The organism is Gordonia sp. ALPHA1B1 (genome assembly GCF_005502615.1).
GTDB lineage: Bacteria > Actinomycetota > Actinomycetes > Mycobacteriales > Mycobacteriaceae > Gordonia > Gordonia hongkongensis.
Map to the genome: position 1 here is coordinate 94,200 of NZ_SCOC01000010.1, position 21,491 is coordinate 115,690.

Below are 21,491 nucleotides of genomic sequence, written 5' to 3' on the forward strand. Positions count from 1 at the left end.
AGCCCCGATGAACGGCACGAGAACGATCGTGGTCGACGACTTCCCGCTCGAGTCGGGCGAACGACTGTCGGATGCGCACATCCGTTTTCGCACCTACGGCGATCTGTTCGGCGCGGGCGACGTCGTGCTGTTGTTCACCTATTACACCGGCACCGATGCCGATTACGCACCGTGGATCGGTGAAGGGCGCCCGATCGATCCGACGCATCACCGCGTGGTCATCGTCAACCACCTCGGCAACGGGAAGTCGGTCTCTCCGTCGACCACACCTGACGTTGCGCGACACACCTTTCCGAGGATCACCGTAGGAGACAACGCCCGTGCCGCACGCCTCGTCCTGGATGCTCTGGGAGTCGCACGAGTTCAGCTGGCGGCGGGGTGGTCCCTCGGCGGCACTCAGGCATTGGAATTCGCCGCGATGTTCCCGGACGATGTGGACTCGGTCATGGCTCTGTGTTCGGCTGCCCGCTGTTCCACGGTGAATCAGGTGTTCCTCGACTCGGTGGCGGCCGCATTGGAAGCCGATCCGAACTTCGGTCTGGGCGTTCGCCCGGCGCGCGGACTGAACGCCTTCGGGCGAGTGTACGCAGGCTGGGCGTACTCACCGGCCTTCTTCACCGACGGGATCTACAAGGATCTCGGATATCGCAGCGCCGCCGATGTTCTGGTGCGTTGGGGTGAAGACCATGAGGCGTTCGACGCCGGCGATCTGATGACATGTCTGAGGATGTGGCGGGACGCCGACATCGGGCGGAACCGGGGTGGACTCTGTGCAGGTCTTGGTCTCATCAAAGCCAGAACCGTGTTGATGCCGTGCTCGACGGACGCGTACTTCACGTTGGCCGAGAACTCTGTGGAGGTACAAGCGCTGCGGCACGGCGAACTGCGTGTCCTGGAGTCGTCGTTGGGCCACGTCGCCGGCCGTCCCGGTGTACGAGCACGAGAACAGAACGTCGTAGACGCCTGCCTCCGAGAGCTTCTCGCTGAGTTGAAGCGGAAGAACCCCAGCTCACAACCAACAATCTGAGAGGAGTCGACGTCAGTGTCGCTCAACATCGTGGTAGCGGGGCTACCCAAAGCAGTACAGGGAGCGAGTGACCCCGTGGAGGGGATCTGGCTCACCGAGCAACAACGAGCAAGAATTCTGGCGGTCGCCGACGATGTGTGGCTCGAGCACATTCCGGTGTCCAACCTGAACGGCGGCCTACCACCACAACGGCCACCACACGCGATAATGGTGGAGACCAGCGGAACCGTCGAATCCATCGAGAGCGAAGTCGGCATCCTGACCCAGAAGGGGTACGACCAGCTCATCAACCCTGATCTTCAGCTGATTCAGTCGATGAGCGCCGGTGCGGAACATCTGACGACGATCGTGCCGCAGGGGGTTGTGCTGGCCAACGCGTCCGGCGTCGCCGCAAAAGCCATCGCGGAAACCGTCATCGGAGCCATTCTGGCCGACGCCAAGATGCTGCACACCCGATGGCAGAACCAGGCTGCGCGCAAGTGGGTCGAATTGCCCGCTCGAGAACTCGACGGCGCGGTCATGACGATCCTCGGCACCGGCAACATCGGCTCCCAGACCGCGCGGATTGCGTCCGCGCTGGGAATCCGGACCATCGGAATCAATCGACAAGGCAACGAGGTCAGAGGCTTTGACGAGGTCGTGTCGACCGGATCACTTCTGGACGCTCTCGCCACGTCCGACTTCCTGGTGATCGCTGCGCCGTTGACCCCGCAGACCAGAGGACTGATCGACGCCCGTGCGATCGCTGCGATGAAACCCGGTGGGTGGATCGCCAACGTTGCGCGGGGTCCCATCCACGACGCCGGCGCACTGGTAGCAGCTCTCGAGGACGGCCACCTGCGCGGCGCGCTGATCGATTGTCATGCGATGGAGCCACTTCCGGCGGACGACCCGCTGTGGACCGCCCCCGGCGCCCTGGTGCTGCCGCACGATTCGCATGCTTCGCAGCTACTCGGCGACCGCCAGGTCGACCTCTTCGTGGACAACCTCCGACGACTGGGTGCTGCACAGCCGTTCCGGAATGTCGTCGACCTGGATCGGGGGTACTGAGATGAGCGGCACCGGCACGATCGGCTTCATCGGGTTGGGAGTGATGGGAAGGCCGATGGCTGCCCATCTGGTGAACGCCGGACTCACGGTCGTCGTCCACAATCGGTCGCAGACGGCGGTCGACGACCTGGTCGCCGCTGGTGCGGTCGGGGCGGTGAGTCCGGCGGAGGTCGCCGAACGGGCAGACACCATCATCACGATGCTCCCGGACGCGCCCGATGTCGAGAAGGTGTTGTTCGGAACCGACGGCGTCACCACCACAGCCAGACCCGGCCGAGTAGTGGTCGACTGCAGCACGATAGCCCCCGAGCGGGCCGTGACCATCGCCGCAACCCTGAGCGAGTCGGCCATCGGCTTCGTCGACGCGCCGGTCAGCGGTGGCGAACACGGCGCTCACACAGGCAACCTCGCAGTCATGATGGGCGGCTCGCCCTCCGACATCGCCACAGCGACATCTGCGATTGCCGCCTTCTCCGGTGTTGTCGCACATGTCGGACCGGTGGGTTCCGGACAGTTGGTGAAGGCGGCCAACCAGATGATCGTGGCCGGCAACATCGCTCTGGTGGCCGAGGCACTGAGTCTCCTGCAGAGAACAGATGTCGACATGGACGCCGCGATCAGTGTGCTCAACGGCGGCCTGGCTGCCAGCAGGGTGCTGGAGAACAAGGCTCGCAAGATGATCGACCGTGACTTCACGCCGGGTTTCCGCGTCGATCTGCATTACAAGGATCTCTTGATCGCGCAATCGGCGGCCGATCAGGCAGGTCTCGCCACACCCGTCGCCGCCGTCGTGACCCAGTTGGTCCAAGCACTACGCGCCTCCGGAGACGGCGGACTCGACCATGGGGCGCTGATCACGGTGATCGAGCGACTGTGCTCGCCCAACACACTCAAAGGACACACGTCATGCCAACAGCACTGATCTGCGGTGGGGGAATTGCGGGGCTGTCGTCTGCGCTTCACCTCAAACAACAGGGTTGGACAATCAGACTGTTCGAGAAGGACCCTGAAATACGGACTGCTGGAGTCGGTCTCAACATCTGGCCGAACGGCGTCCGGGTGTTGGACGGCCTGGGACTCGGCGAACGCTACCTGGCAGAGGCGGCCGCCATGAAGCGATGGTGGACGCTCGACTGTGACGGCACCCGGACCTCGGACGTCGACGTAGACGGCTGGGCCACCGAGCTCGGCGCACCCATCACCGGTGCGCGCCGGGTCCGGCTGAACGCGCTCCTCGCATCGGGCCTCAGCCCTGACGAGATCATCTACAGCCGTGGCGGGGAGTGGTACGAGCAGAGTGCAGACAGCATCACCCTGCATTTCGCAGACGGCACCCAGGCGACCGGCGACGTCCTGCTGGGGACCGATGGCATCGGTTCCAAGCTTCGCAACTTCATGTTCGGGGCACCCCCGGAATTCACCGACGAGGGGGTTGTGCGCTGGCGCGGAGTGTTCGACTGCGCTGCCGCCGGAGTCCCCACCGACGTCCAGGCCGACGTGTTCGGACCCAACGGTCACATCGGGTGGATACCGATCGACGAGACTCACGCGTACTGGTACGGCAGCCTGGACGGACTGAGTTCCTACGACGACTTCACCGAGTGTGCACGCAGTTGGATCAACACACCGATTCCGCGCATCGTCGACGTCAGCGAACCCGGCAGCATCATCGGTCGCGAGATCGCCCACTACCGTCGCCACCTCCCGCGATGGACAGACCGCCGCGCAATCCTGATAGGCGATTCAGCGCACCCCATGTATCCCGGAATGGCGCAAGGCGCCAACCAAGCCCTGATCGACGGGTCCACCTTCGCGCGCTACCTGGCCGAGACCGACGATGTCGTCGAGGCGGGGCGCAGGTTCGAGGAGGACCGCTTGCCGGTGGCCAACAAGATGGTCGAGTACTCACGCTTGCATTTCGAGTACCAGCGGACTCGCGAAGAGTACGCCTCCGGTGGAGTGAACCACCAGATCGAACGTTATCTGGAGTTCGACGACTACGCTCGAACGGCAATCGGGGGCTGAGGCGTGGCCGATACGGACAGGTTCGCGCTGTTAGGATCGCCGCATGACGAAACGCGGCTCAGCGGGCGGTCGCCCCCGGGAGAGCGGAATGGTCACGAGCGAGCCGCGGGTAGGGATTCTCACGGCGGCCGCATCGCTTTTCGCGGAAAAGGGATTCGCGTCGACCCGAATGGCGGAGATAGCCCAGGCCGCAGGTTTGAAGCAGTCATCGATCTACTATTGGTTCAATTCGAAAGATGCAATCCTTCGGGCAATCATGGACCAGAATCGGACATCTCTGATAGCGGCCCGGACGCTTGCCGATCGCCCCGAATCCGCAGCCGTCCGCTTGTACATCGTGTTGTATCGAGACGTGATTCAAATGTGCTCTGCACCTCTGAATTTCTACGATCTCGAAGAGGCCGCGACGAAACAGCCAGAAGTATTTCGTGACTTTCACGAGGACTATCACGAGTTGGTGAGACTGCTTCAGCTGATCATCGACGACGGACTCGCCACGGGAGTCTTCTGTGCAGAGCCGGCAAGCGACTTCGTGCGCACGGCCCTTAGCCTCACCGAGGGTAGTCAACATCGGTTTCACGTGGATGGTCGTAAGGAGTCCGACATCGACAGATTCGCAGATTCCGCTGCACGACTCGCTGTGCGTGCGATTGTCGAAGACCCCGACACCATGGATCACGTCCGCAGGGAGGCGCAGCACGGGATTGCAGGATTTCGAGCCTGCCCGGATCCGGAAGATCAATAGCCCTTCCCAGTGAGCTGACGTGCGTGAACCGACACGGTGAAACGATCAATTAACAGGCTGGACCTGACCCAGTAATGTCTTGTCCACTACACTTTCGATAGTAATTCGAAACCCGCCCGGCGGTAGATCCTCATCCTGATCCACGCCGCATGGAGGGCAATATGTCACATCCGAACGGCCCGGCGTCGTGACGGTTCGGAGCAATGGTGGTGGCCGATTGTCCAGAAATGGTCTGGATACAAACATCGATTAATCCATCATTACAGTCATCGCAGATGTCCCCGCACCAAGGCGGGTAGAAAGGTCCCGAATGTTAACGTCCGCCAAAAAGGCAGCACTCGGCAGTTTCGTAGGAACGTCCATCGAATGGTACGACTTCTTCATCTACGGCACTGCCAGCGCACTCGTTTTCCGACATGTGTTCTTCCCTTCGCATGACCCGCTCGTAGGTACTCTGCTCTCGTTCGCGACCTTCGGAGTCGCCTTCGTCGCCAGGCCCCTGGGCGGGATCATCTTCGGCCACTTCGGAGATCGTATCGGCCGCCGGCCCACGCTCGTCGTGACACTCGTGATGATGGGTGTGGCGACCGGCTTGGTCGGGCTTCTGCCGTCCTACGATTCGATCGGCATCATCGCACCCGTGTTGTTGGTGATTCTTCGTGTGTTACAGGGCCTCTCAGTAGGTGGCGAGTATGCCGGCGCTGTTCTGATGACAGTCGAGCACGCGCCCAAGGCCAGGCGAGGGTTGTACGGGAGTTGGGTGCAGGCCGGGTCCCCGGCGGGTCAGATCATGGCGAACGGCGTCTTTCTGATCACGACAGCTCTGATGTCGGAGGACCAGTTGCTCGGCTGGGGTTGGCGAATTCCCTTCCTGGCCAGCTTCGCGCTCGTTGTCGTCGGTCTTGTCATCCGACTGGCCGTCGAGGAGAGCCCAGAGTTCGAACGCGTCGAACAGCTGGACAAGAAGGAGAAGAGTCCTCTGGTCACTCTGCTCCGGCACTACCCGAAGCAGGTGGTTCTGATGGCAATCGCCTATCTCGGTACCGGCGTCGTCATCTACGGTGCCGCTGTGTACAGCCTGAGTTACGGAACGACCAGGCTGGACTTCAGCTACAGCCAGATGCTGCTGATGGTCCTGCTGTGTCAGGTCATCACCCTGATCTTGATCCCCGTGTTCGCGCGTACCGCAGATCGGGTCGGGATCAAGAAGGTGTTCTTGATCGGGAACATCGGCATGGGACTCATGGGTGTCCCCTGGGTTCTCCTGCTCGACACCGGTCAGTTCGGTCTCGCAATGCTCGGCTACGCCTTGATCTTCATTCCATACGCTGCAGCGTATGGGACGATGGCCGCCTTCTTCGCCGGTATCTACGACTCCCGTGTCGGCTACTCGGGCGTCTCGATGGGCTATCAACTCGGCTCGATCTTCGGCAGCGGGCTCACCCCCCTGGTGGCGGCAGCCCTCCTCGCATCGACCGGCACGGTTGTCGCGTTCGGCGTGTACATCGCCGGTGCCGCTGCATTGTCGGCCGCCGCGACGATATGGTTGCGGGTCTTCGACGCTGGGGACCGGACAGCAGGTGTGGAAGCGAATCCGAAGATGACCGGGGATATCACAGTGGTCGAAGTCGAGCCGGTGGTCACCAAGGGCACCTGAGAATCGAGGGCTCGTACACCGGTCGAACACCGATACCGCGGACAATGATGACCAGCCGGTGTCGGTGTTCGACGTGTGTCGTCGCAGGTGTCCAGCACGCCGAGAGTCGGCACCGGTTGGTCGTTCCGGACGACATCTCCGCCTACCGCCTGGCAGTCAACGACTCTCGAGCCGTTCGACGATCCCGCGATCTCCATCGACCCGCACGCGGTCTCCCGTCCGCAACACCTGGGTGCCCACCAGGGTGTTCACGACGCACGGCAGTCCGTATTCGCGGGCGACCACCGCACCGTGCGAGACCGAACTGCCGATGTCGGTGACCAGCGCACCGATGACGGTGAAGTACGGCGTCCAGCCGACGTCGGTGACGGGTGCCACGAGGATCTCACCGCGCTGGACATCACGCGCCTCCACGATCGACTTCGCCACGCGCACCACGCCTTCGACGGTTCCCCGGCCCGCCGGTCGACCCACGATCCGGCCATCGCCGACATTCCGCTCAGGAGCCACGACGCGCGGGGACGGGCGGCCGACCGACACGTCGTCGAACTCGAGCCGATCCTGGTACGACAACGCTTCCCGACGCTTCCGCGCGTTCTCGACGAGGTCGGCGATGTCGCCGGCGCCGACGATCCGTTGCAGCTCCGCACTGTCGAAGAAGAAGACGAGATCGGCGTCGGGAAGCCGTCCGGTCTCGACCAGCACCTCGCCGAGGTGTCGGTAGCCCCGTTTGAGCCGATGGGCCATCAGCGCCATCCGCGACTTCGTCTCCTCGCGTCCTCGCGCACCCCCCTGCGCCAGTCGGGCCAGGACTCGGATCGACCGAGAGGGGTGCAAGTCGACGGGCGCAGGGTCGGGTCGCGCGACGGTCCGGGTCCCGACCGACCGCACCATCACCTGCATCATCGAACCCAGCCCGCCGGGGTCGTCGGCCCAGGACGGATCGCGCATGCACAGTTCGCGGTACCCGCGATGTCCGTGGCGCTCGAGGAATCTCCGCAGGGCCGAGCCGGCACCTCCGTCGGACGACTGCAACGTAGTGACCGCATCGTCGGGCGGTGCATCGAGGAACTCCTCGGCCACCGCGGAATCGGCGGCGATCGTCCGTACGACGGCATCGAGTTCGGCGAGCATCAGTGCGCTCTCCACCTCCGAGGCGCCGGCCATGAGCCGGGCGGCCTCGGCCTTGCCGTCGTCCTCGGTGCGGCCGTCCTTCTCCGCGCGCCGGACCAGCACGCTCTCGAGCACATTCGCCGCGACGGCAGCGCGTGAGGACGACCGCACATGGATGAGGGTGACCTCGCAGTATTGGGCGACCCCGGCTTCCAGCTCCTCCCATACGATCCGGGGGTCGCGGCTCGTCGGTACCGCGAACCCGCCGATCTCACCGGGCAGTCGACGGATGGCCGGACCGACCGACAGCGCATGCGAGGTCAGCCGGACGGTGTTCCCGAGCTTGCGCCGGAACGGTTGTGGCGGCTTGGGTTCGAGTTCGTCGATGACCCGCCCGCAGATCGAGGTCGAGAACTGTTCCAGCGAGTTCCCGAGGATGCCGGAACTCAGTGCCGTGCCCTCGGTCAGGTTCAGGAACATGTGCCCGTAGAAGTAACCGACCTGCAGCCAGGGCTTCTCGTATCGCTCCTGTGCCCGGGCGACCACCTGCACCACCTGCATCGCGTAGTCGATCGCGAACCCGGAGACCGATGCGGTCAGCGGACAGAACGCGCCCGGCATCATCTCGCCGATGTTGCATCGTGTGTACACATGGTCGGCGCCGGCCACCGGCGAGTCCATCTCGTTCAGGTCACCGGGCAGCGTGGTGATCGGCCGAGCCTGCAACCACCAGAGTTCACCGGATTTGTCGATGGCCCATTCGAGGTCCATCGGCCGGCCCCACTCCTGCTCGGCCCGGCGGGCACCGGACTGGATCGCCGCGATCTCGACCGGTGACAGAACCGGCGCCGCAACGGTTTCGTTGACCACCGGGGTTCCGTCGGCATCGACCACGACGTGATCGGGAGCAGCTGTCCCGTCGACGAGCGATTCGCCGAGCCCGGAAACGATGTCGATCACCGTCAGGTCGCGTCGACCTGAGACCGGGTCCGCGGTGAACACCACGCCCGCGGCGCGCGCATCGACCATCCGCTGGACCACCACATTCATGGTGGCCGAGGCATTCCCGCTGTACGACGACGCGCGGCGCGAGTGCACCGAGTCGGCACAGGCGCGAACCGCGTCGACGAAGCGGTCGACGGTGTCGACCCCCAGCACGGTGTCGTACTGGCCGGCGAAGGACTGGTCGTCCCCGTCCTCCCCCACGGCCGAGGACCGGACCGCGACCGGTGTCCAGCCGGCGGCGGCCATCTCGTCGAATCTCGCTGTCGCAGCGTCGGACACCCTGGACACGCCGGCGATGACGTACCCGGGCGGCACCGGGAGACCCAGGCGCCGCAGACGTGCGAGCCCGGCCGCCTTGCCGCCGTAGCGGTCGTCGGTGATCTCCTCGAATTCGACTGTTTCCGCGCTCATCTCGCGTCACCGGTCAGGGAATCGACGATCTCGGCCAGCGGTTCCACACCGATAGGTCCCGGTTGGTAGAGGCAGATACGGTCCGACACACCCTCGACGCGGTCGCGGATGTGTGCGGCGATCTCGGCCGGAGTGCCGCAGGCGGCGATGGTGTGGAGGATCTCGTCGTCGATCAGCCCGGCCATCTCCTGCCAGCGTCCCTGTTTGGACATCGCGTTGAGTTCCGGCTGCAGGTCGCCCCATCCGTGCGCATCGAGCACGGGCCGGTATGCGGGAGTGGAACCATAGAACGCCAACAGCATTCGCGTCGAGGCGTGGTCGGCGTCGCGGTCTGTCGCGACCGTCGCATTCGGCCCGCTCGCTCCGCTCCCGGCGACCGAGACGATGATCTCGGGCACCACCTCGAAGTCGTCCTCGCTCCGACCGGCCGCCGCGAGACCGTCGCGGACCGCGGGCAGCGTCGTGCCGCGCAGGAACCGCTTCGATCCGAACGGCATCACCAGCAGACCGTCGGCGACCTCGGCGGTGGCACGGGTGAGTCGAGGGCCCAACGCGCCCAGGTAGATCGGCGGCGGCCCGTAGGGATTCGGACCGGGTACGAAGGTCGGCGTCATCAGGGTGTGACGGTGATACTCGCCCCGGAAGTCCAGACGCTCACCGTCGTTCCAGGTGGCGAAAATGGCCCGCAGGGCACCGACCATCTCCTTCATCCGCTCCACCGGACGATCGAACTCGGCGCCGTACCGCTTCTCGATCTGGGCGCGCACCTGGGTGCCCAGCCCGAGGATGAACCGGCCCTCGCTGAGCACCTGCAGGTCGTTCGCCTGATGAGCCAGTTGAATCGGGTTGCGCGGGAGCGCGAGCGCCACATTCGACATGATGTCGAGCCCGTCCACCGCCGTCGCCAGCGCGAGCGGCGTGAACACGTCGTGCGGACCTTCGAAGGTGAACACACCGGACGCGCCAGCCTCCTGCAGCGCCCGCGCGCGATCGACCGCTCCGACCGGATCGAACAACGCCGTCATGATCTTCATGTCGATGTCCTAGCCGATCACATCGGTCCAGTCGGAGAATCCCGACGGGTGATGAGGACCGATGACGCCGTGCTCGAACAGACCGGCACCATGCCGGACGGTGCCGTCCGGTTCGGTACAGACGGCCGACCCGACGTGGTCGATCAGACTGAAGGGCGCCCGCGCCATCACCTCCGGGTCGGTGAGGTCGAAGCTGACGCGTTCGGCGAACGGTCCGTCTTTCCATGTGCCGTGTCCCCACGACGAGTCGCCGCCGTACCCCGATCCGAACGCGATGGGAGCGAACAGTTTTGATTCCACATCGAGGACCACCCGGTCACCGGCACGGGTCAGGAACTCGACGTGCGCGCCCCGGGGAATCCGTGTGCCCGACGTGTAGTCGATGGCGACGCGCACACCGTCGAGTTGCTCGACGCGACCGTCCCGCCAGCGCCGCGTGCAGTCGTAGAGACTGCGATGACCGTCGGGATCCTCTTGCAGGATCAGGAACAACTGGAAGTCGTCGAAGGCCAACGGCAGGTACAGCCACCACATACCGCGGAAGGCGGTGTCGGGCCGGCCCGCGGGTTCGGACTCACCGACGGGGCGGATGCCCCACGACCGGTCACGACTCGCCACGCTGGTGTCGTGCTCGACCGTCAACCGCTCCCCGTCGACATCGATCCATCCCTGCCAGCTGCCCACTTGCGCAAACCGGCACGCCTGCAGGGTGACCCGCCGTTCGGTGAGCATGTCGTGCGGCTTCTCCAGCGCCGCGGGGAAGAGACCGCGCCAGGTCAGGTCGGCGGAGATCCCCTCGGTCTCGGCCAGCGTCAGATGTAGTTCCTGCAACGGATCCAGCACATCCAGGCGGTAGCCGTTGACGTTCTGCCGCAGGCGGTCGTCGTCGATGGCGTCGCTGAGGTGCACCGCGGTCTGGGTGTCACCGCGCCGGACGACGAAGTAGGCGTCCTTGACCCCGAGCCGCGGGTAGTAGCCGATGCCGGTCAGCGCCATGAACCGGCCCTCGCGGTCGAGGACGTTGAAGTACGAACGGTCGTAGAAGTTCCGGTCGGAGGTCGCCGGCCAGGTGATCGGCGCCGGGGCCTGATGGATCGGATATTCGTCGAGTGGACTGAGTTCCACGAGCCCTCCCATAAATACGATGCACACCGTATTGCAACTATGCTGGGACTCATGACAGCAGATGGCCGAAGGGAACACAAGAGGTCGAACCCTGCGTCGCCCGGACGGCCCCGCGACGGGCGGATCGATACCGCGATCATCGCGGCCACCCGCGAACTCATCCTCGAGACGGGCTACCCAGCGCTGTCCCTCTCGGCGATCGCGGCCCGCGCGGGCACCACCACCGCGGCCATCTACCGGCGCTGGTCCGGCAAGGCCCAGCTCGTCCACGAAGCAGTTCTGGCCGCCGAAACACTGGCGCCGCCAACGGTTTCGGGCGATGCCCGACAGGACATCCGGGCGCTCGTCGAGATCGTGCGGGCGATGTTCAACCGGCCCGAGGTGCGCGTGGCGCTTCCGGGTCTCATCGCCGACACCGTGGCCTCACCCGAGCTGCACAGTCAGATGATCGCCCGGCTCGCCGGCGACCTCACCGCCTTCGAATCCCGGTTCGGTCAGGAACGCCGGGGCGACGACCGGTTGCCCATGCTCGCGGAGGTCGTCGCCGGTACCGCGATCTTCCGCATCCTCATCCGCAGCGACGCCGCACTCGACGACGCGTGGGTCGAGGAGATGGTCGAGCTGATCACCGAGCGGTGGCCGGCGGGCTGATCGGCCCGCGCCCCAGGTCGACGATGGCCTGGAACACCCTCGTCGGGTCTTCGGCGATGCGGTTGAGCACGTACAACCACCATTCCGAGCCGAAGATGCAGTATTCGCGCGTGGCAACCCCGTTCGCCGCCAACCGATCGAGGAGGTCGGTTCTGAGACCCATCAGCATCTCGACCTCGAGGGCGTCGGCGGCGCCGACCGAGTCGAGGACGCGCGTCAGCAGCACCTCGTCGTGGGTCGCGAGTGTGAGGGAGCCGCCGCCGTCGACGATGCGCCGTGCGAGACGTCCGAAGCGCTCCGCCAATTCCGGATCCTCTCGCGACAGCGCGGTCGAATCCGATTCGTAGAACGCGCCTTTGACGAGCCGGATGCGGCCACCGATCGCGAGGAGGCGTTCGACGTCGCCCTCCGAGCGGTGGAGCCGTGCCTGGAGTGTGACGCCCACATTGTCGAATCGCTGCGACAGCCAGTCGTAGACCTCGAGAACCTGGTCGGCCCGGTCCGATCCCTCGGCCGAGATCATGAAGACCGAGTCCACCGCGGCACACGCCTGTGCCAGGCGGGAAGCGTTGTCGCGCACCAGTTCCTCCGAGACGAGGAGGCCGATGTGCGACAGATCGCCGGAGACCGTCGACGGCAGTCCGGTCTGGCCGATGTGTTCGGCGACAGACACGAACACGTCCGTGGCCGCCGTCGCTTCGGCGGCATCGCGAACGCTCTCCCCCGTGTACTCGATGCTCACCCGGTGCCCGCGTTCCACGGCGCGCGCTCCGGCGCGGATCGCGGACTCGACATCTTCTCCCGCGGTGTAGCGGTCGGCGACTCGCCGCGCACAGTCGGCGAGCGCGGGGTCGGCCATGACCCGGGACTTCAGCTCTTCGTCGAGCGCCCATCGCCGGAGAGTGTCGGCCGCAGTTGTCGTCTCCAAGTCATCCCACCTCTGATCACGCCCGTACTGACCAGCACACACTACGCGTGTGGCCCTCGAAAGTCGTTGTACCGTAATCTCATGGACCGACACTCCGCGGATCTGACGGGCCTCACGACGACCCTGCACGACGACTTCACCGGCGACGGTTTCGACCCCCGGACGTGGATCGCCGCGTATCTGCCGCACTGGTCGACACCCGAGAAACTCCGCCGCCCGGTGGAGCACATCGGAGGGACGCTCACGGCTGTGCATCGACGACGACCAGCCCGCCTGGCGGCCGTCCGAGTCGGGGATGCGGGTCTCGAGCCTGCAGACCGGGCATCACGCCGGCCCGATCGGCAGCCCGGTCGGTCAGCACGCCCACCGCGACGGATTGACCGTCACCACCGATCGCGCCTCGGAGATCCGCTTCGCCCAAGCCCACGGCCGGTTCGAGGTGACCATGCGCGCGATCCGCGATCCGGCGTCGATGGTGGCGTTCTGGCTTCTCGGCACCGAGGAGCGCCCCGACGAGTCCGGCGAGATCTGCGTCGCCGAGATCTTCGGCCCGCGGCCCGGCGAGCCCTGGACGGTCGGGGTGGGCGTCCATCCGCACCGTGACCCTCGGATTGTCGACGATTTCTCGGTCATCGAGATCCCGCACGATCTCGCCGACCTGCACGAGTACGCCGTCGACTGGGAACCGGGACGGCTCGTGTTCAGCGTCGACGGGCACCCGGTCAAGACGGTCGACCAGTCGATCGACTACCCGGTGCAGTTGATGCTGAGCGTCTTCGACTTCCCGGACCGCGCCGTCCCCGACTCGACGATCGGGTACCCGCGGATCTTCGACGTGACCGCGGTGCAGGTCAGCAGACGAGACGGCGCCTGAGGCCTGCGGCCGGAACCTCAGAGCGAGTTCTCGGCCGCGGCGAGTATCTGTCGCCGAAGGGTCGACGAGGTGTTGGGCAACCACATCGCGCGGACGGGTGCGAACGGCGGATCGGTGAACTCGACGATCCGGATGCGGTTGACGTAGATCCAGCCGGGTTCATTGGTGACGAATGCGCACGCGTCGGGGTGTGCGATCACCGCCGTGTGCGGGGGCGTCCCCAGCAGCGTCGACAGGATGATCTTCGGTTCGAACCCGGCACGCCGACACATGCCGACGAGGATGTCGGTGTACTCGTACTCGTGCTCGGGACCCCAGACGACGATCTCGTAGCCGGCGAGGTCGGCCATGTCGACCCGGTCGTGCGCGGCCAGCGGGTGATCGGCACGCACCGCCAGACGCAGTTCGTGTTGTGTCGCGATGGTGGTGGCCATGTCCGGCGGGGCCGCCACGCCTCGTCCGAGAGCCATGTCGATGGCTCCCGACAGCAACTCGTCGCGAATGAGTTCGGCGAAGACCGGTCGTACCGTGATCGGCACCGACGAGTCGGCGAGCACCACCGGTTCGATGATCCGGAAGACTTCGGAGGAGGCGAGGTCCGGGGCGTGACCGATCACGAACGGCGCAGGCGAGCCGGCGTCCACCCGTCGTACCTGCGTCGCGAGCTGTTCGCCACCGGCCAGCAACGGCACTGCACCACGGTAGAGCGCCTCACCGGCAGGCGTCGGCGTGAGGCTTCGGCGCGACCGCGAGAAGAGCTCCACCCCCAGGTGTCGCTCGAGTTCGCGGATCGCCGAGGAGAGCGCTTGCTGGCTGATGAACAGGTCATCCGCGGCGACACGAAGGCTGGGCGCCTCCATCACGACGACGAACATTCGCAGTCGTCGGAGGTCGATATCACGTAGTCCGGGCTCCCCGGGACCATTCATCAACGATCTCCTGTCAGTTATCCCGATTGATGTGATTGTAGGTTGACCATCGAGCCAATATGCTGAATTCCGCGAGGCCAAGTTCGCGCCGGCCACATCGCATTCGGACTACCTGCTGGGGTCCCTCCCGCGGAGGGGACGGGAGGACCCCAGCAGGAGGCGGCTGATCGGGCCCGATCGGCACGACCGTCTCAGCGCGCATCAGATCGACGGCAATTCTGCCGATTCTTCCATCTTTCGCTCCGTTGGGTCATATCGCGGATTTCGAGAAGAAACGATCTTTAATCGTCCTCTAAACTCCGTAACGTGTGTTCGACGATTCGTCGTCGCGACATGCATGCGCGTCACGCGCATCACGAGTGAAAGAGGATGCGGCCATCGAGCACCGACAACGCGGAGACCAGGATGAACGGCCCGCCGCTCGTTTCCGGGCTCTTCGCCACGGACCGGCCACCGGTGAGATATCCGGCCATCATCACCTTTTCTACGACAACGCCGATCACGTCCTCAAACAGGTCCGGATGCGCGAATGGCATGTCCGCGTCACCATCGCCGTACTGGTCGCGGTGTGCGGGGCGCTCGGCACGATCGCCCTCTTCACGCCGAGTGGCACACAGGGATCCGTCCCGCGCTCGATCGCCCTCGGCATCGTCGTCGCCACCACGATCCCGATGGCTCTCGTGGTCAGCCGGGTCCACCTCGGCGTGATCTGGTGGACCAAACAGTCGTCGATCAGGGGGTTCAACACCCTGTTCGTCCTGTGGGCCGACGCTGTGCTGACCGTCGCGATCCTGGCGATCTCCGACATCATCCTGGCCCAGTTCTGCGCCGTGATCTTCGCCGTCATCGGGTCATATGTGGCGCATTTCGTCCGGTCCCCGGTCGCGTACGCCCACATGATCTACTCGAGCATCGCGGTCTGCGCGATGGGCCTCATGTCATGGGCAGATGGCACTCCGGTGTTGAACGTCCTGTTCACCACACTCGCATTATTGGTCGTCACCAATGGCACCACGGCCCTTCATCGCAGTTACACATCTGATTTCCAGCGATCGCTGAAACATCAGCTCATCATGGCGAATACCGATTCGCTCACCGGATTGCTGAATCGTCGCGGCTTCATCTACGCGACGACGACAATGCTCCGTCGCAGCCCCGCCCACCCGTTCGCCTTGGTCACCGCGGATGTCGACCGGTTCAAGGCCATCAACGACGAACACGGTCACGCGATGGGTGATGACGTCCTGGAGCGGGTCGCGGCGATTCTGCAAGGGGCCACGGACGAGAAGGCCATCGCCGCGCGACTCGGCGGTGACGAGTTCGCGATCGCGACGCTTGCCGACGAGACCTCGGTGCGCGCGCTCGCCGAACGCATCCGTGCGGGGCGGATCACGATCCCCGGTGGTGCGACCGCGACGATGAGCCTGGGCATCGCCGTGGGGGTCACACCGGGCGGCCACATGTCCGCCGACGACGCCGACGCCTTCATCCGGCACGAGTTCGATGTCGCCGATGACGCGCTCTTCGACGCCAAGGCCGCAGGCCGCGACACCTATGTGGTGGCGGGGCGCACCGCGGCCTCCCGGTCCACCGGAGGCCGCCCACCTACAACAGCACGCCCGGGTTCAGCAGACCGTCGGGGTCGAGAGCCTGCTTGATCCGAGCCGTCAGTTCCATGACATCGGGCCCCACCTGGTCGGGCAGCCAGCCCTTCTTCAGCCGTCCCACCCCGTGCTCGCCGGTGATGGTGCCGCCCAACTCGATCGCGAGGTCCATGATCTGACCGAAGGCGACCTGCGCGCGTTCTGCCTCGTCCGCGTCGGCGGGGTCGAAGACGATCAGCGGGTGCGTGTTGCCGTCGCCGGCGTGGGCGATCACCGAGATCATCACCCGATTGTCGGCCGCGATCTCGGCGACACCGTCGATGAGGTCGGGCAACGAGGGCAGCGGTACGCCGACATCCTCGAGCAACAGCGATCCCAGCTTCTCCACCGCCGGGATCGCCGCGCGGCGGGCCGCGGTGAACGCCTCGCCCTCGACGGGGTCGTCGGTCGCGAAGACCTCCCCGGCGCCATTGGACTCGAACGCCTTCCGGATGAACTCCACCTCGGCCGCGCCGGCCGCACCCGGGGCGTCGGACTGGGCGACGAGGAGCGCCCCGGCCTCCCGGTCGAGGCCCATCCGCAACAGGTCCTCGACGGCGTTGATCGCGACCGAGTCCATGAACTCGAGCATCGCGGGACGCATGTCCCCGGTGACCGCCAGCACCGCCCGGCTGGCGTCGTGCACCGAACCGAACACACCGACGACGGTGCTCGCGGGGCCTTGCGGTGGCAACAGCCGCAGGGTGACCTCGGTGATGATCCCGAGCAGCCCCTCGCTGCCCACGAACAGCTTGGTCAGCGGCAGGCCCGCGGAGTCCTTGAGCTGCTTGCCGCCGACGCGTACCGCCCGGCCGTCGGCGAGCACGACCTCGAGGCCCAGGACGTAGTCCGTGGTGACGCCGTACTTGACGCAGCACAGTCCGCCCGCGTTGGTGGCGACATTCCCTCCGATCGAGCAGATCTCGAACGACGACGGGTCCGGCGGATACCACAGCCCCGACGCGGCGGCCGCGGCCTTCACCTCCGCGTTGAACAGTCCGGGTTGGACGACGGCGGTGCGCGTCGCCGGGTCGACGTCGATGTCCCGCATCTTCTCGGTGGAGAGCATGATCGCGCCGTCGACGGCCGTCGACCCGCCCGACAGGCTCGTACCCGCTCCCCGCGTGATGATCGGGACACCGTTGGCGGCACACCAGCGAACGGTGTCCTGCACTTCGGCGGTGGTGGTCGGCCGAACCAGCGCGAGCGGGGTGCCGGCCGTCGGATCGGCGGCACGGTCCTGCCGGTAGCCGGCCAGGATGTCGGCGTCGGTGACCACCATGCCGTCGGGGAGGGAAGCGGCCAGCGAACTCGGGTCGACACTCATCTGTTCAGAGTATTCGCAGACCGAACGACCACGGTTTCAGATTGATACATGGCCGGAAACGCCGGGCACCGCGACAATGAGCGACGTGAACGATTTCAACGCGACCGTCATCAACGAGTTCCGCTCCAACAACGGGCATGTGGACACCGCCGGCTTCGGCAAGAACCTCGTGCTCCTGCACACGCTGGGCGCCAAGTCCGGCGAGCCGCGGATCAGTCCCCTGTTCGCGCTGCCCGACGCCGACAGCTGGCTGGTCATCGGCTCGTACGCCGGTTCGCCGAAGGCCCCGGCGTGGGTTCACAACCTGCGTGCCCATCCCGAATCGGTCGCCGTGGAGACGCCGGCGGCAAACGGCGTCGAACGTCTCGACACCGCGGTGACCGAAGTCGAGGGCGACGACTGGGAACCCGCGTGGCAGAAGTTCATCTCGGTATCCGAGCAGTTCCTGAAGTACACCGAGACCGCGCAGGGCCGGCGGTTCCCGATCTTCCGGCTGACACCGGCTCGCTGACCCCGCGGTTACCGCCGCCGGCCCGCGAACGCCACTACCCTGGCAGGGTGTTCGAGGTTGGCGAGAGCGTGGCCGGCTTCACCATCGACGACTTCCTCGGTGGCGGGGCGAGCGCAGATGTGTTCCGGGTCCATCGCACCGGCGACGACGGGGACCCGTCGTGCGACGGGCCGCTGGCCCTGAAGGTCCTGCACCCGAACGCGTCCGACCACGCGCGCGTCCGGGAGCGCTTCGAGCGGGAATTCGGGATCGCGTCGCTGCTCGATCATCCGCACATCGTGCGCATGATCGAGCACGGCGAGATCGCCTCCCCGCGCGGGTCGCTCGGGCCGCGGCACCTGCCGTCGATGTGGCTGACCATGCAGTACATCGGCGGCCCCGCGGCAACCGCACTCGTCCCCGAGCGCGGCGACGAGCCGGACATGGACACCATCCTGCGGGCGGCGATGCAGATCGCCGATGCGCTGGATCATGCGCATTCGCAGGACATCCTGCATCGCGACGTCAAACCCGCGAACATCCTCCTCTCCCGCACCCCGCGATCTGTGGGTACACCCCTCGACGCCTACCTCTCGGACTTCGGGATCGCCCAGTTCCTCGACGACACCCGTCCACTCGCGCGCAACGGTCGTGTGCAGGGTTCCATCGGCTACGCCTCGCCCGAACTACTGCAGGCCCAGAAGCTCACCCCGGCAACCGATTTCTACGCATTCGCGTGCACGCTCGTCGAACTCATCACGGGCACACCGCCGTATCCGCGGAACACCGCTTTCGCGATCACCTATGCCCACCTCAACGACGACCCGCCGAAACTCACCCGGCGCCGCCCCTGGCTGCCGTCGGCGATGAACTCGATCTTCGCCAAGGCGCTGGCGAAGTCACCGGAGGACCGGTATCCCTCGTGCACCGCCCTCGTCGAGATCCTGACCCGGCTCATGCGGGACGTGCCCGTGCCGGAGTCGCCGCAACGTTCGACGTGGTGGCCCCGCGGCCGGTGAGCGGTCAACCCGCCGCGTCATCGATCGCATAGACACGAACAGCGGTGTCGCGCAAGATCTTCCGCAGAGCCTCCGAACCCCACTGGGACACACAGTCGACGAGCGCGCCGACCAGCACGTCGACCGCGGCGTTCGGCCGATCGATCGGATAGTTGGACCCGAACATGATGCGGTCCGACCCGAAATGAGTGACGATGTGCTCGACGAAGGGACCGATCATCTCGGCGAGCGTGGCCTGACCGCCGATGTTGCCCCACCGTTCGTGACCGTAACCCAGTATCGGCATCGCCAGACCCGACAGCTTGACGACGACGTTGCGGTGGTTCGCGAGGGTCGTCATCCGTTCTCGCCACAATCGCCAGATGTCCGCGCGCGCAGCGGCTGTCGCGCCGGTGCGGACACCGACAGGACCGAAGACCCCCGCCGGGATGCCGAAGTGGTCGAGGACGATCGTCGTGTCCGGGTACTCCCGGGCCAGCAGGATCACGTCGTAGAGCTGATGGGAGTACACCGACGCCTCGAAGACCAGATCGCGGCTCGCGAGTTCGGCGAACCCCTCGAGGAACGCCGTCGAGGACAGCAGGTTGTCGGTGTCCCCGCCATCGCGGACGCGCGGATCAGGATGTCGGGACGCGACGATGCGGATGCCGCGGAACCGCGGCGAGGCCGCGAACTGTTCGTCGAGCATGGTCGCGAACGTGCGGGTCCGCGGATCGCCGTGCGAGATGACGGCGCCGAGGCGGGGGGTACCGGCCTGGCCGAACGGCAGGCTCTCGAGATATCGGGTCTCCTCGACGGCGGTGCTGTCCACCGGTGGCTCCGCGGCGTCGGCGACCTCGCGGCGCCAATGCGACTCGACATGCACCACCGTGTCGATCGGTACCCCCACCACGGTCGGCACCAGCGCCGCATCGGTGGCGTACTGACGCGGCTCGTAGGCCCGGGCCACGGTGCGCGGGGTCAGGATGTACTCGCGGTCGGCGCGCGAGACCACGAGCGGAAACACCCGGTCGCCCAAGGTGGGGACGAACCCGTACAGCCGCGACGCCCGCGTCGCCGCCCACGGGGTGCGCCGCGGGTTCCAGTGCTGCACATGGGCATCAACGATGCCCGTGAGGACCCCTTCGAGGGACGTCATCCCCGTACCTTGCCATACCTCATCACTGTCCGACATGGGATGCCGGATCCTGAATTGTGACGTGTTGAAGGACTAGTGTGGGTCTCTTGAACCGGGTGGGGAGACGAGCCGCGACGGAGGTGTGATCTTTTCGAGATGGCGACACATACGCGCCACGCGCTGCATCAGCTGCGGACGGCTGTCAATCGACAGCCCGACCGGTTCGTCACCAACGTCTACACCCGGATGTTTGCGATCGATCCCGACCTGCGTGACCTGTTCGGGGTGTCGATGGCGGCCCAGCGAGTGGCCTTCCATCGGGTCATCGACCATGTGCTGGAAGCGATCCCGGCCGAGTCGGGTCACGCCGAACTCGTGGAGTTCCTCGCGCAGCTCGGACGCGACCATCGCAAGTTCGGAGTCGAGCCCGAGCATTACCACGTGATGTACGCCGCCCTGATGGGCGAGTTCGGCAGCCTCATGGCCGGTTACTGGGACGCCGAGACCGAACAGACCGTCTCGCAGGCGATGATGCTGGTCACCGGGGTCATGCGGGGCGCGGCCGAGAGCGCGACCCATCCTGCGCGCTGGACCGCCGAGGTCGTCGAGAAGTACCGGATCACCCGGGACCTCGCGGTCGTCCGACTCCTCGCCCACTCGCCGCTCACGTTCAACACGGGCCAGTACCTCGAGGTGCACACCCCGCAATGGCCCAAGCAGTGGCGCAATCTGTCCCCCGCCATCCCGCCCAACCCGGCCGGTGAACTGGAGTTCCACGTGCGTGCGATCCCCCGTGGAACGGTCAGCACCGCGATCGTGAGCGAGACCAGCATCGGCGATGTGTGGACCCTCGCCCAGGGGCACGGGACGCTTCACGTCGACCGCGACAGCAAGGTCCTCATGGTGGCGGGCGGGACCGGGCTCGCACCGCTGCGGGCGTTGTTGATCGAGATGTCCATGCGCGCGGATTCGCCGGAGACGCACATCTTCTACGGCATGCGCTACCCGGGCGAGCTCTACGACCTGACCGTCCTGCGCCGCATCGCGTCGACCAATCCCTGGCTGCGGGTCACCGCCGTGTCCCAGGAGGAGAGCGATCCGTGGTGGATCAACGCGGTGGCGACACCCGCCGAGCTCGGCATCGACCACGAGATCGGCACCCTCGCCGACGTCGTGGCCCGGTCCGGTGACTGGCAGGACCGTCAGGTGCTCATCGCGGGATCACCGCAGATGATCGAGAACACCCGACGCACGCTGATCATCGCGGGCGTCCGGGCCAGCCGCATCCAGCACGACCCGGTGTTCTGAGCCGGCACAAGAG

19 protein-coding genes and 1 pseudogene are annotated in these 21,491 nt (G+C 65.9%); 12 read left to right on the top strand and 8 right to left on the bottom strand.

Going from position 1 to position 21,491, the window contains the following annotated elements; genetic code table 11:
- Nucleotides 1-7 precede the first annotated feature (7 nt).
- The 6 genes from FFS52_RS09345 (at nucleotide 8) to FFS52_RS09370 (ending at nucleotide 6,504) form a co-directional block, all read left to right on the top strand.
- Complete coding sequence (locus tag FFS52_RS09345; protein ID WP_137809495.1) at nucleotides 8-1,027, top strand: alpha/beta fold hydrolase; 1,020 nt, start codon at nucleotides 8-10, stop codon at nucleotides 1,025-1,027.
- Nucleotides 1,028-1,042: 15 nt separating this feature from the next.
- Nucleotides 1,043-2,077: a D-2-hydroxyacid dehydrogenase gene (locus FFS52_RS09350; RefSeq protein WP_137809496.1), complete on the top strand. Its 1,035-nt coding sequence runs from the start codon at nucleotides 1,043-1,045 to the stop codon at nucleotides 2,075-2,077.
- Complete coding sequence (locus FFS52_RS09355; protein ID WP_249356158.1) at nucleotides 2,049-2,999, top strand: NAD(P)-dependent oxidoreductase; 951 nt, start codon at nucleotides 2,049-2,051, stop codon at nucleotides 2,997-2,999. Before FFS52_RS09350 ends, FFS52_RS09355 begins: the two co-directional genes overlap by 29 nt.
- Nucleotides 2,984-4,102, top strand: a complete 1,119-nt coding sequence (locus FFS52_RS09360; protein WP_137809498.1) for an NAD(P)/FAD-dependent oxidoreductase — start codon at nucleotides 2,984-2,986, stop codon at nucleotides 4,100-4,102. The genes FFS52_RS09355 and FFS52_RS09360 overlap by 16 nt, the downstream gene beginning before the upstream one ends.
- A 43-nt stretch (nucleotides 4,103-4,145) precedes the next feature.
- Nucleotides 4,146-4,847, top strand: coding sequence for a TetR/AcrR family transcriptional regulator (locus FFS52_RS09365; RefSeq protein WP_137809499.1), 702 nt, complete (start codon nucleotides 4,146-4,148; stop codon nucleotides 4,845-4,847).
- A gap of 310 nt (nucleotides 4,848-5,157) precedes the next feature.
- A complete protein-coding gene (locus FFS52_RS09370; protein ID WP_137809500.1) occupies nucleotides 5,158-6,504 on the top strand; it encodes an MFS transporter in 1,347 nt (448 codons plus the stop codon).
- A gap of 156 nt (nucleotides 6,505-6,660) precedes the next feature.
- Here the strand turns inward: FFS52_RS09370 and FFS52_RS09375 are convergent, their stop codons facing one another.
- Genes FFS52_RS09375 through FFS52_RS09385 form a run of 3 tightly spaced genes read right to left on the bottom strand, consistent with a single transcriptional unit; the run spans nucleotide 6,661 to nucleotide 11,192 of the window.
- Nucleotides 6,661-9,033 carry a PEP/pyruvate-binding domain-containing protein gene (locus FFS52_RS09375; RefSeq protein ID WP_137809501.1) on the bottom strand — a complete coding sequence of 791 codons (2,373 nt, stop codon included), beginning with the start codon at nucleotides 9,031-9,033 and terminating at the stop codon, nucleotides 6,661-6,663.
- Nucleotides 9,030-10,067, bottom strand: a complete 1,038-nt coding sequence (locus tag FFS52_RS09380; protein WP_137809502.1) for a TIGR03617 family F420-dependent LLM class oxidoreductase — start codon at nucleotides 10,065-10,067, stop codon at nucleotides 9,030-9,032. Before FFS52_RS09380 ends, FFS52_RS09375 begins: the two co-directional genes overlap by 4 nt.
- A gap of 9 nt (nucleotides 10,068-10,076) precedes the next feature.
- On the bottom strand, nucleotides 10,077-11,192 hold the full coding sequence (locus FFS52_RS09385) for a hypothetical protein (protein ID WP_137809503.1): 1,116 nt from the start codon (nucleotides 11,190-11,192) through the stop codon (nucleotides 10,077-10,079).
- A gap of 51 nt (nucleotides 11,193-11,243) precedes the next feature.
- Here FFS52_RS09385 and FFS52_RS09390 point away from each other — a divergent pair, with 51 nt between their 5' ends.
- The gene (locus FFS52_RS09390; RefSeq protein WP_137809504.1) at nucleotides 11,244-11,843 is read left to right on the top strand and encodes a TetR-like C-terminal domain-containing protein; all 600 of its coding nucleotides are present in this window, start codon (nucleotides 11,244-11,246) and stop codon (nucleotides 11,841-11,843) included.
- Here FFS52_RS09390 and FFS52_RS09395 read toward each other — a convergent pair.
- Complete coding sequence (locus FFS52_RS09395) at nucleotides 11,818-12,771, bottom strand: proline dehydrogenase family protein (RefSeq protein WP_137809505.1); 954 nt, start codon at nucleotides 12,769-12,771, stop codon at nucleotides 11,818-11,820. The two genes, FFS52_RS09390 and FFS52_RS09395, sit on opposite strands and share 26 nt — an antisense overlap.
- Nucleotides 12,772-13,066: 295 nt before the next feature.
- Between FFS52_RS09395 and FFS52_RS09400 the strand changes: the two genes are divergently transcribed.
- Nucleotides 13,067-13,645 carry a glycoside hydrolase family 16 protein gene (locus tag FFS52_RS09400; RefSeq protein WP_249356155.1) on the top strand — a complete coding sequence of 193 codons (579 nt, stop codon included), beginning with the start codon at nucleotides 13,067-13,069 and terminating at the stop codon, nucleotides 13,643-13,645.
- 17 nt (nucleotides 13,646-13,662) lie between these two features.
- Here FFS52_RS09400 and FFS52_RS09405 read toward each other — a convergent pair whose 3' ends face one another.
- Together FFS52_RS09405 and FFS52_RS23870 are read right to left on the bottom strand one after the other, a co-directional pair.
- A complete protein-coding gene (locus FFS52_RS09405; RefSeq protein ID WP_065632460.1) occupies nucleotides 13,663-14,574 on the bottom strand; it encodes a LysR family transcriptional regulator in 912 nt (303 codons plus the stop codon).
- A gap of 353 nt (nucleotides 14,575-14,927) precedes the next feature.
- Complete coding sequence (locus FFS52_RS23870; protein WP_223258896.1) at nucleotides 14,928-15,110, bottom strand: hypothetical protein; 183 nt, start codon at nucleotides 15,108-15,110, stop codon at nucleotides 14,928-14,930.
- Here FFS52_RS23870 and FFS52_RS09410 point away from each other — a divergent pair.
- Nucleotides 15,096-16,232, top strand: a complete 1,137-nt coding sequence (locus tag FFS52_RS09410; RefSeq protein ID WP_249356152.1) for a GGDEF domain-containing protein — start codon at nucleotides 15,096-15,098, stop codon at nucleotides 16,230-16,232. The genes FFS52_RS23870 and FFS52_RS09410 overlap by 15 nt on opposite strands.
- Here FFS52_RS09410 and FFS52_RS09415 read toward each other — a convergent pair.
- Nucleotides 16,180-17,544 (bottom strand): FAD-linked oxidase C-terminal domain-containing protein, encoded by a 1,365-nt coding sequence (locus FFS52_RS09415; RefSeq protein ID WP_137809507.1) that lies wholly within the window; start codon nucleotides 17,542-17,544, stop codon nucleotides 16,180-16,182. The genes FFS52_RS09410 and FFS52_RS09415 overlap by 53 nt on opposite strands.
- An 85-nt stretch (nucleotides 17,545-17,629) precedes the next feature.
- Between FFS52_RS09415 and FFS52_RS09420 the strand changes: the two genes are divergently transcribed.
- Nucleotides 17,630-18,055 (top strand): nitroreductase/quinone reductase family protein, encoded by a 426-nt coding sequence (locus FFS52_RS09420; protein ID WP_137809508.1) that lies wholly within the window; start codon nucleotides 17,630-17,632, stop codon nucleotides 18,053-18,055.
- A 47-nt stretch (nucleotides 18,056-18,102) separates the two neighbouring features.
- Nucleotides 18,103-19,053, top strand: a complete 951-nt coding sequence (locus FFS52_RS09425) for a serine/threonine-protein kinase (RefSeq protein WP_137809509.1) — start codon at nucleotides 18,103-18,105, stop codon at nucleotides 19,051-19,053.
- Nucleotides 19,054-19,057: 4 nt separating this feature from the next.
- On the opposite strand, the gene FFS52_RS09430 is transcribed toward FFS52_RS09425, so the two are convergent.
- Entirely contained in the window at nucleotides 19,058-20,191 is a 1,134-nt protein-coding gene (locus FFS52_RS09430; protein WP_137809510.1) for an amidohydrolase family protein, read from the bottom strand.
- Nucleotides 20,192-20,314: 123 nt separating this feature from the next.
- On the opposite strand from FFS52_RS09430, the pseudogene FFS52_RS09435 reads away from it, so the two are divergent.
- Nucleotides 20,315-21,478, top strand: a pseudogene (locus FFS52_RS09435) (FAD-binding oxidoreductase); the annotation flags it as partial.
- Nucleotides 21,479-21,491: the final 13 nt, after the last annotated feature.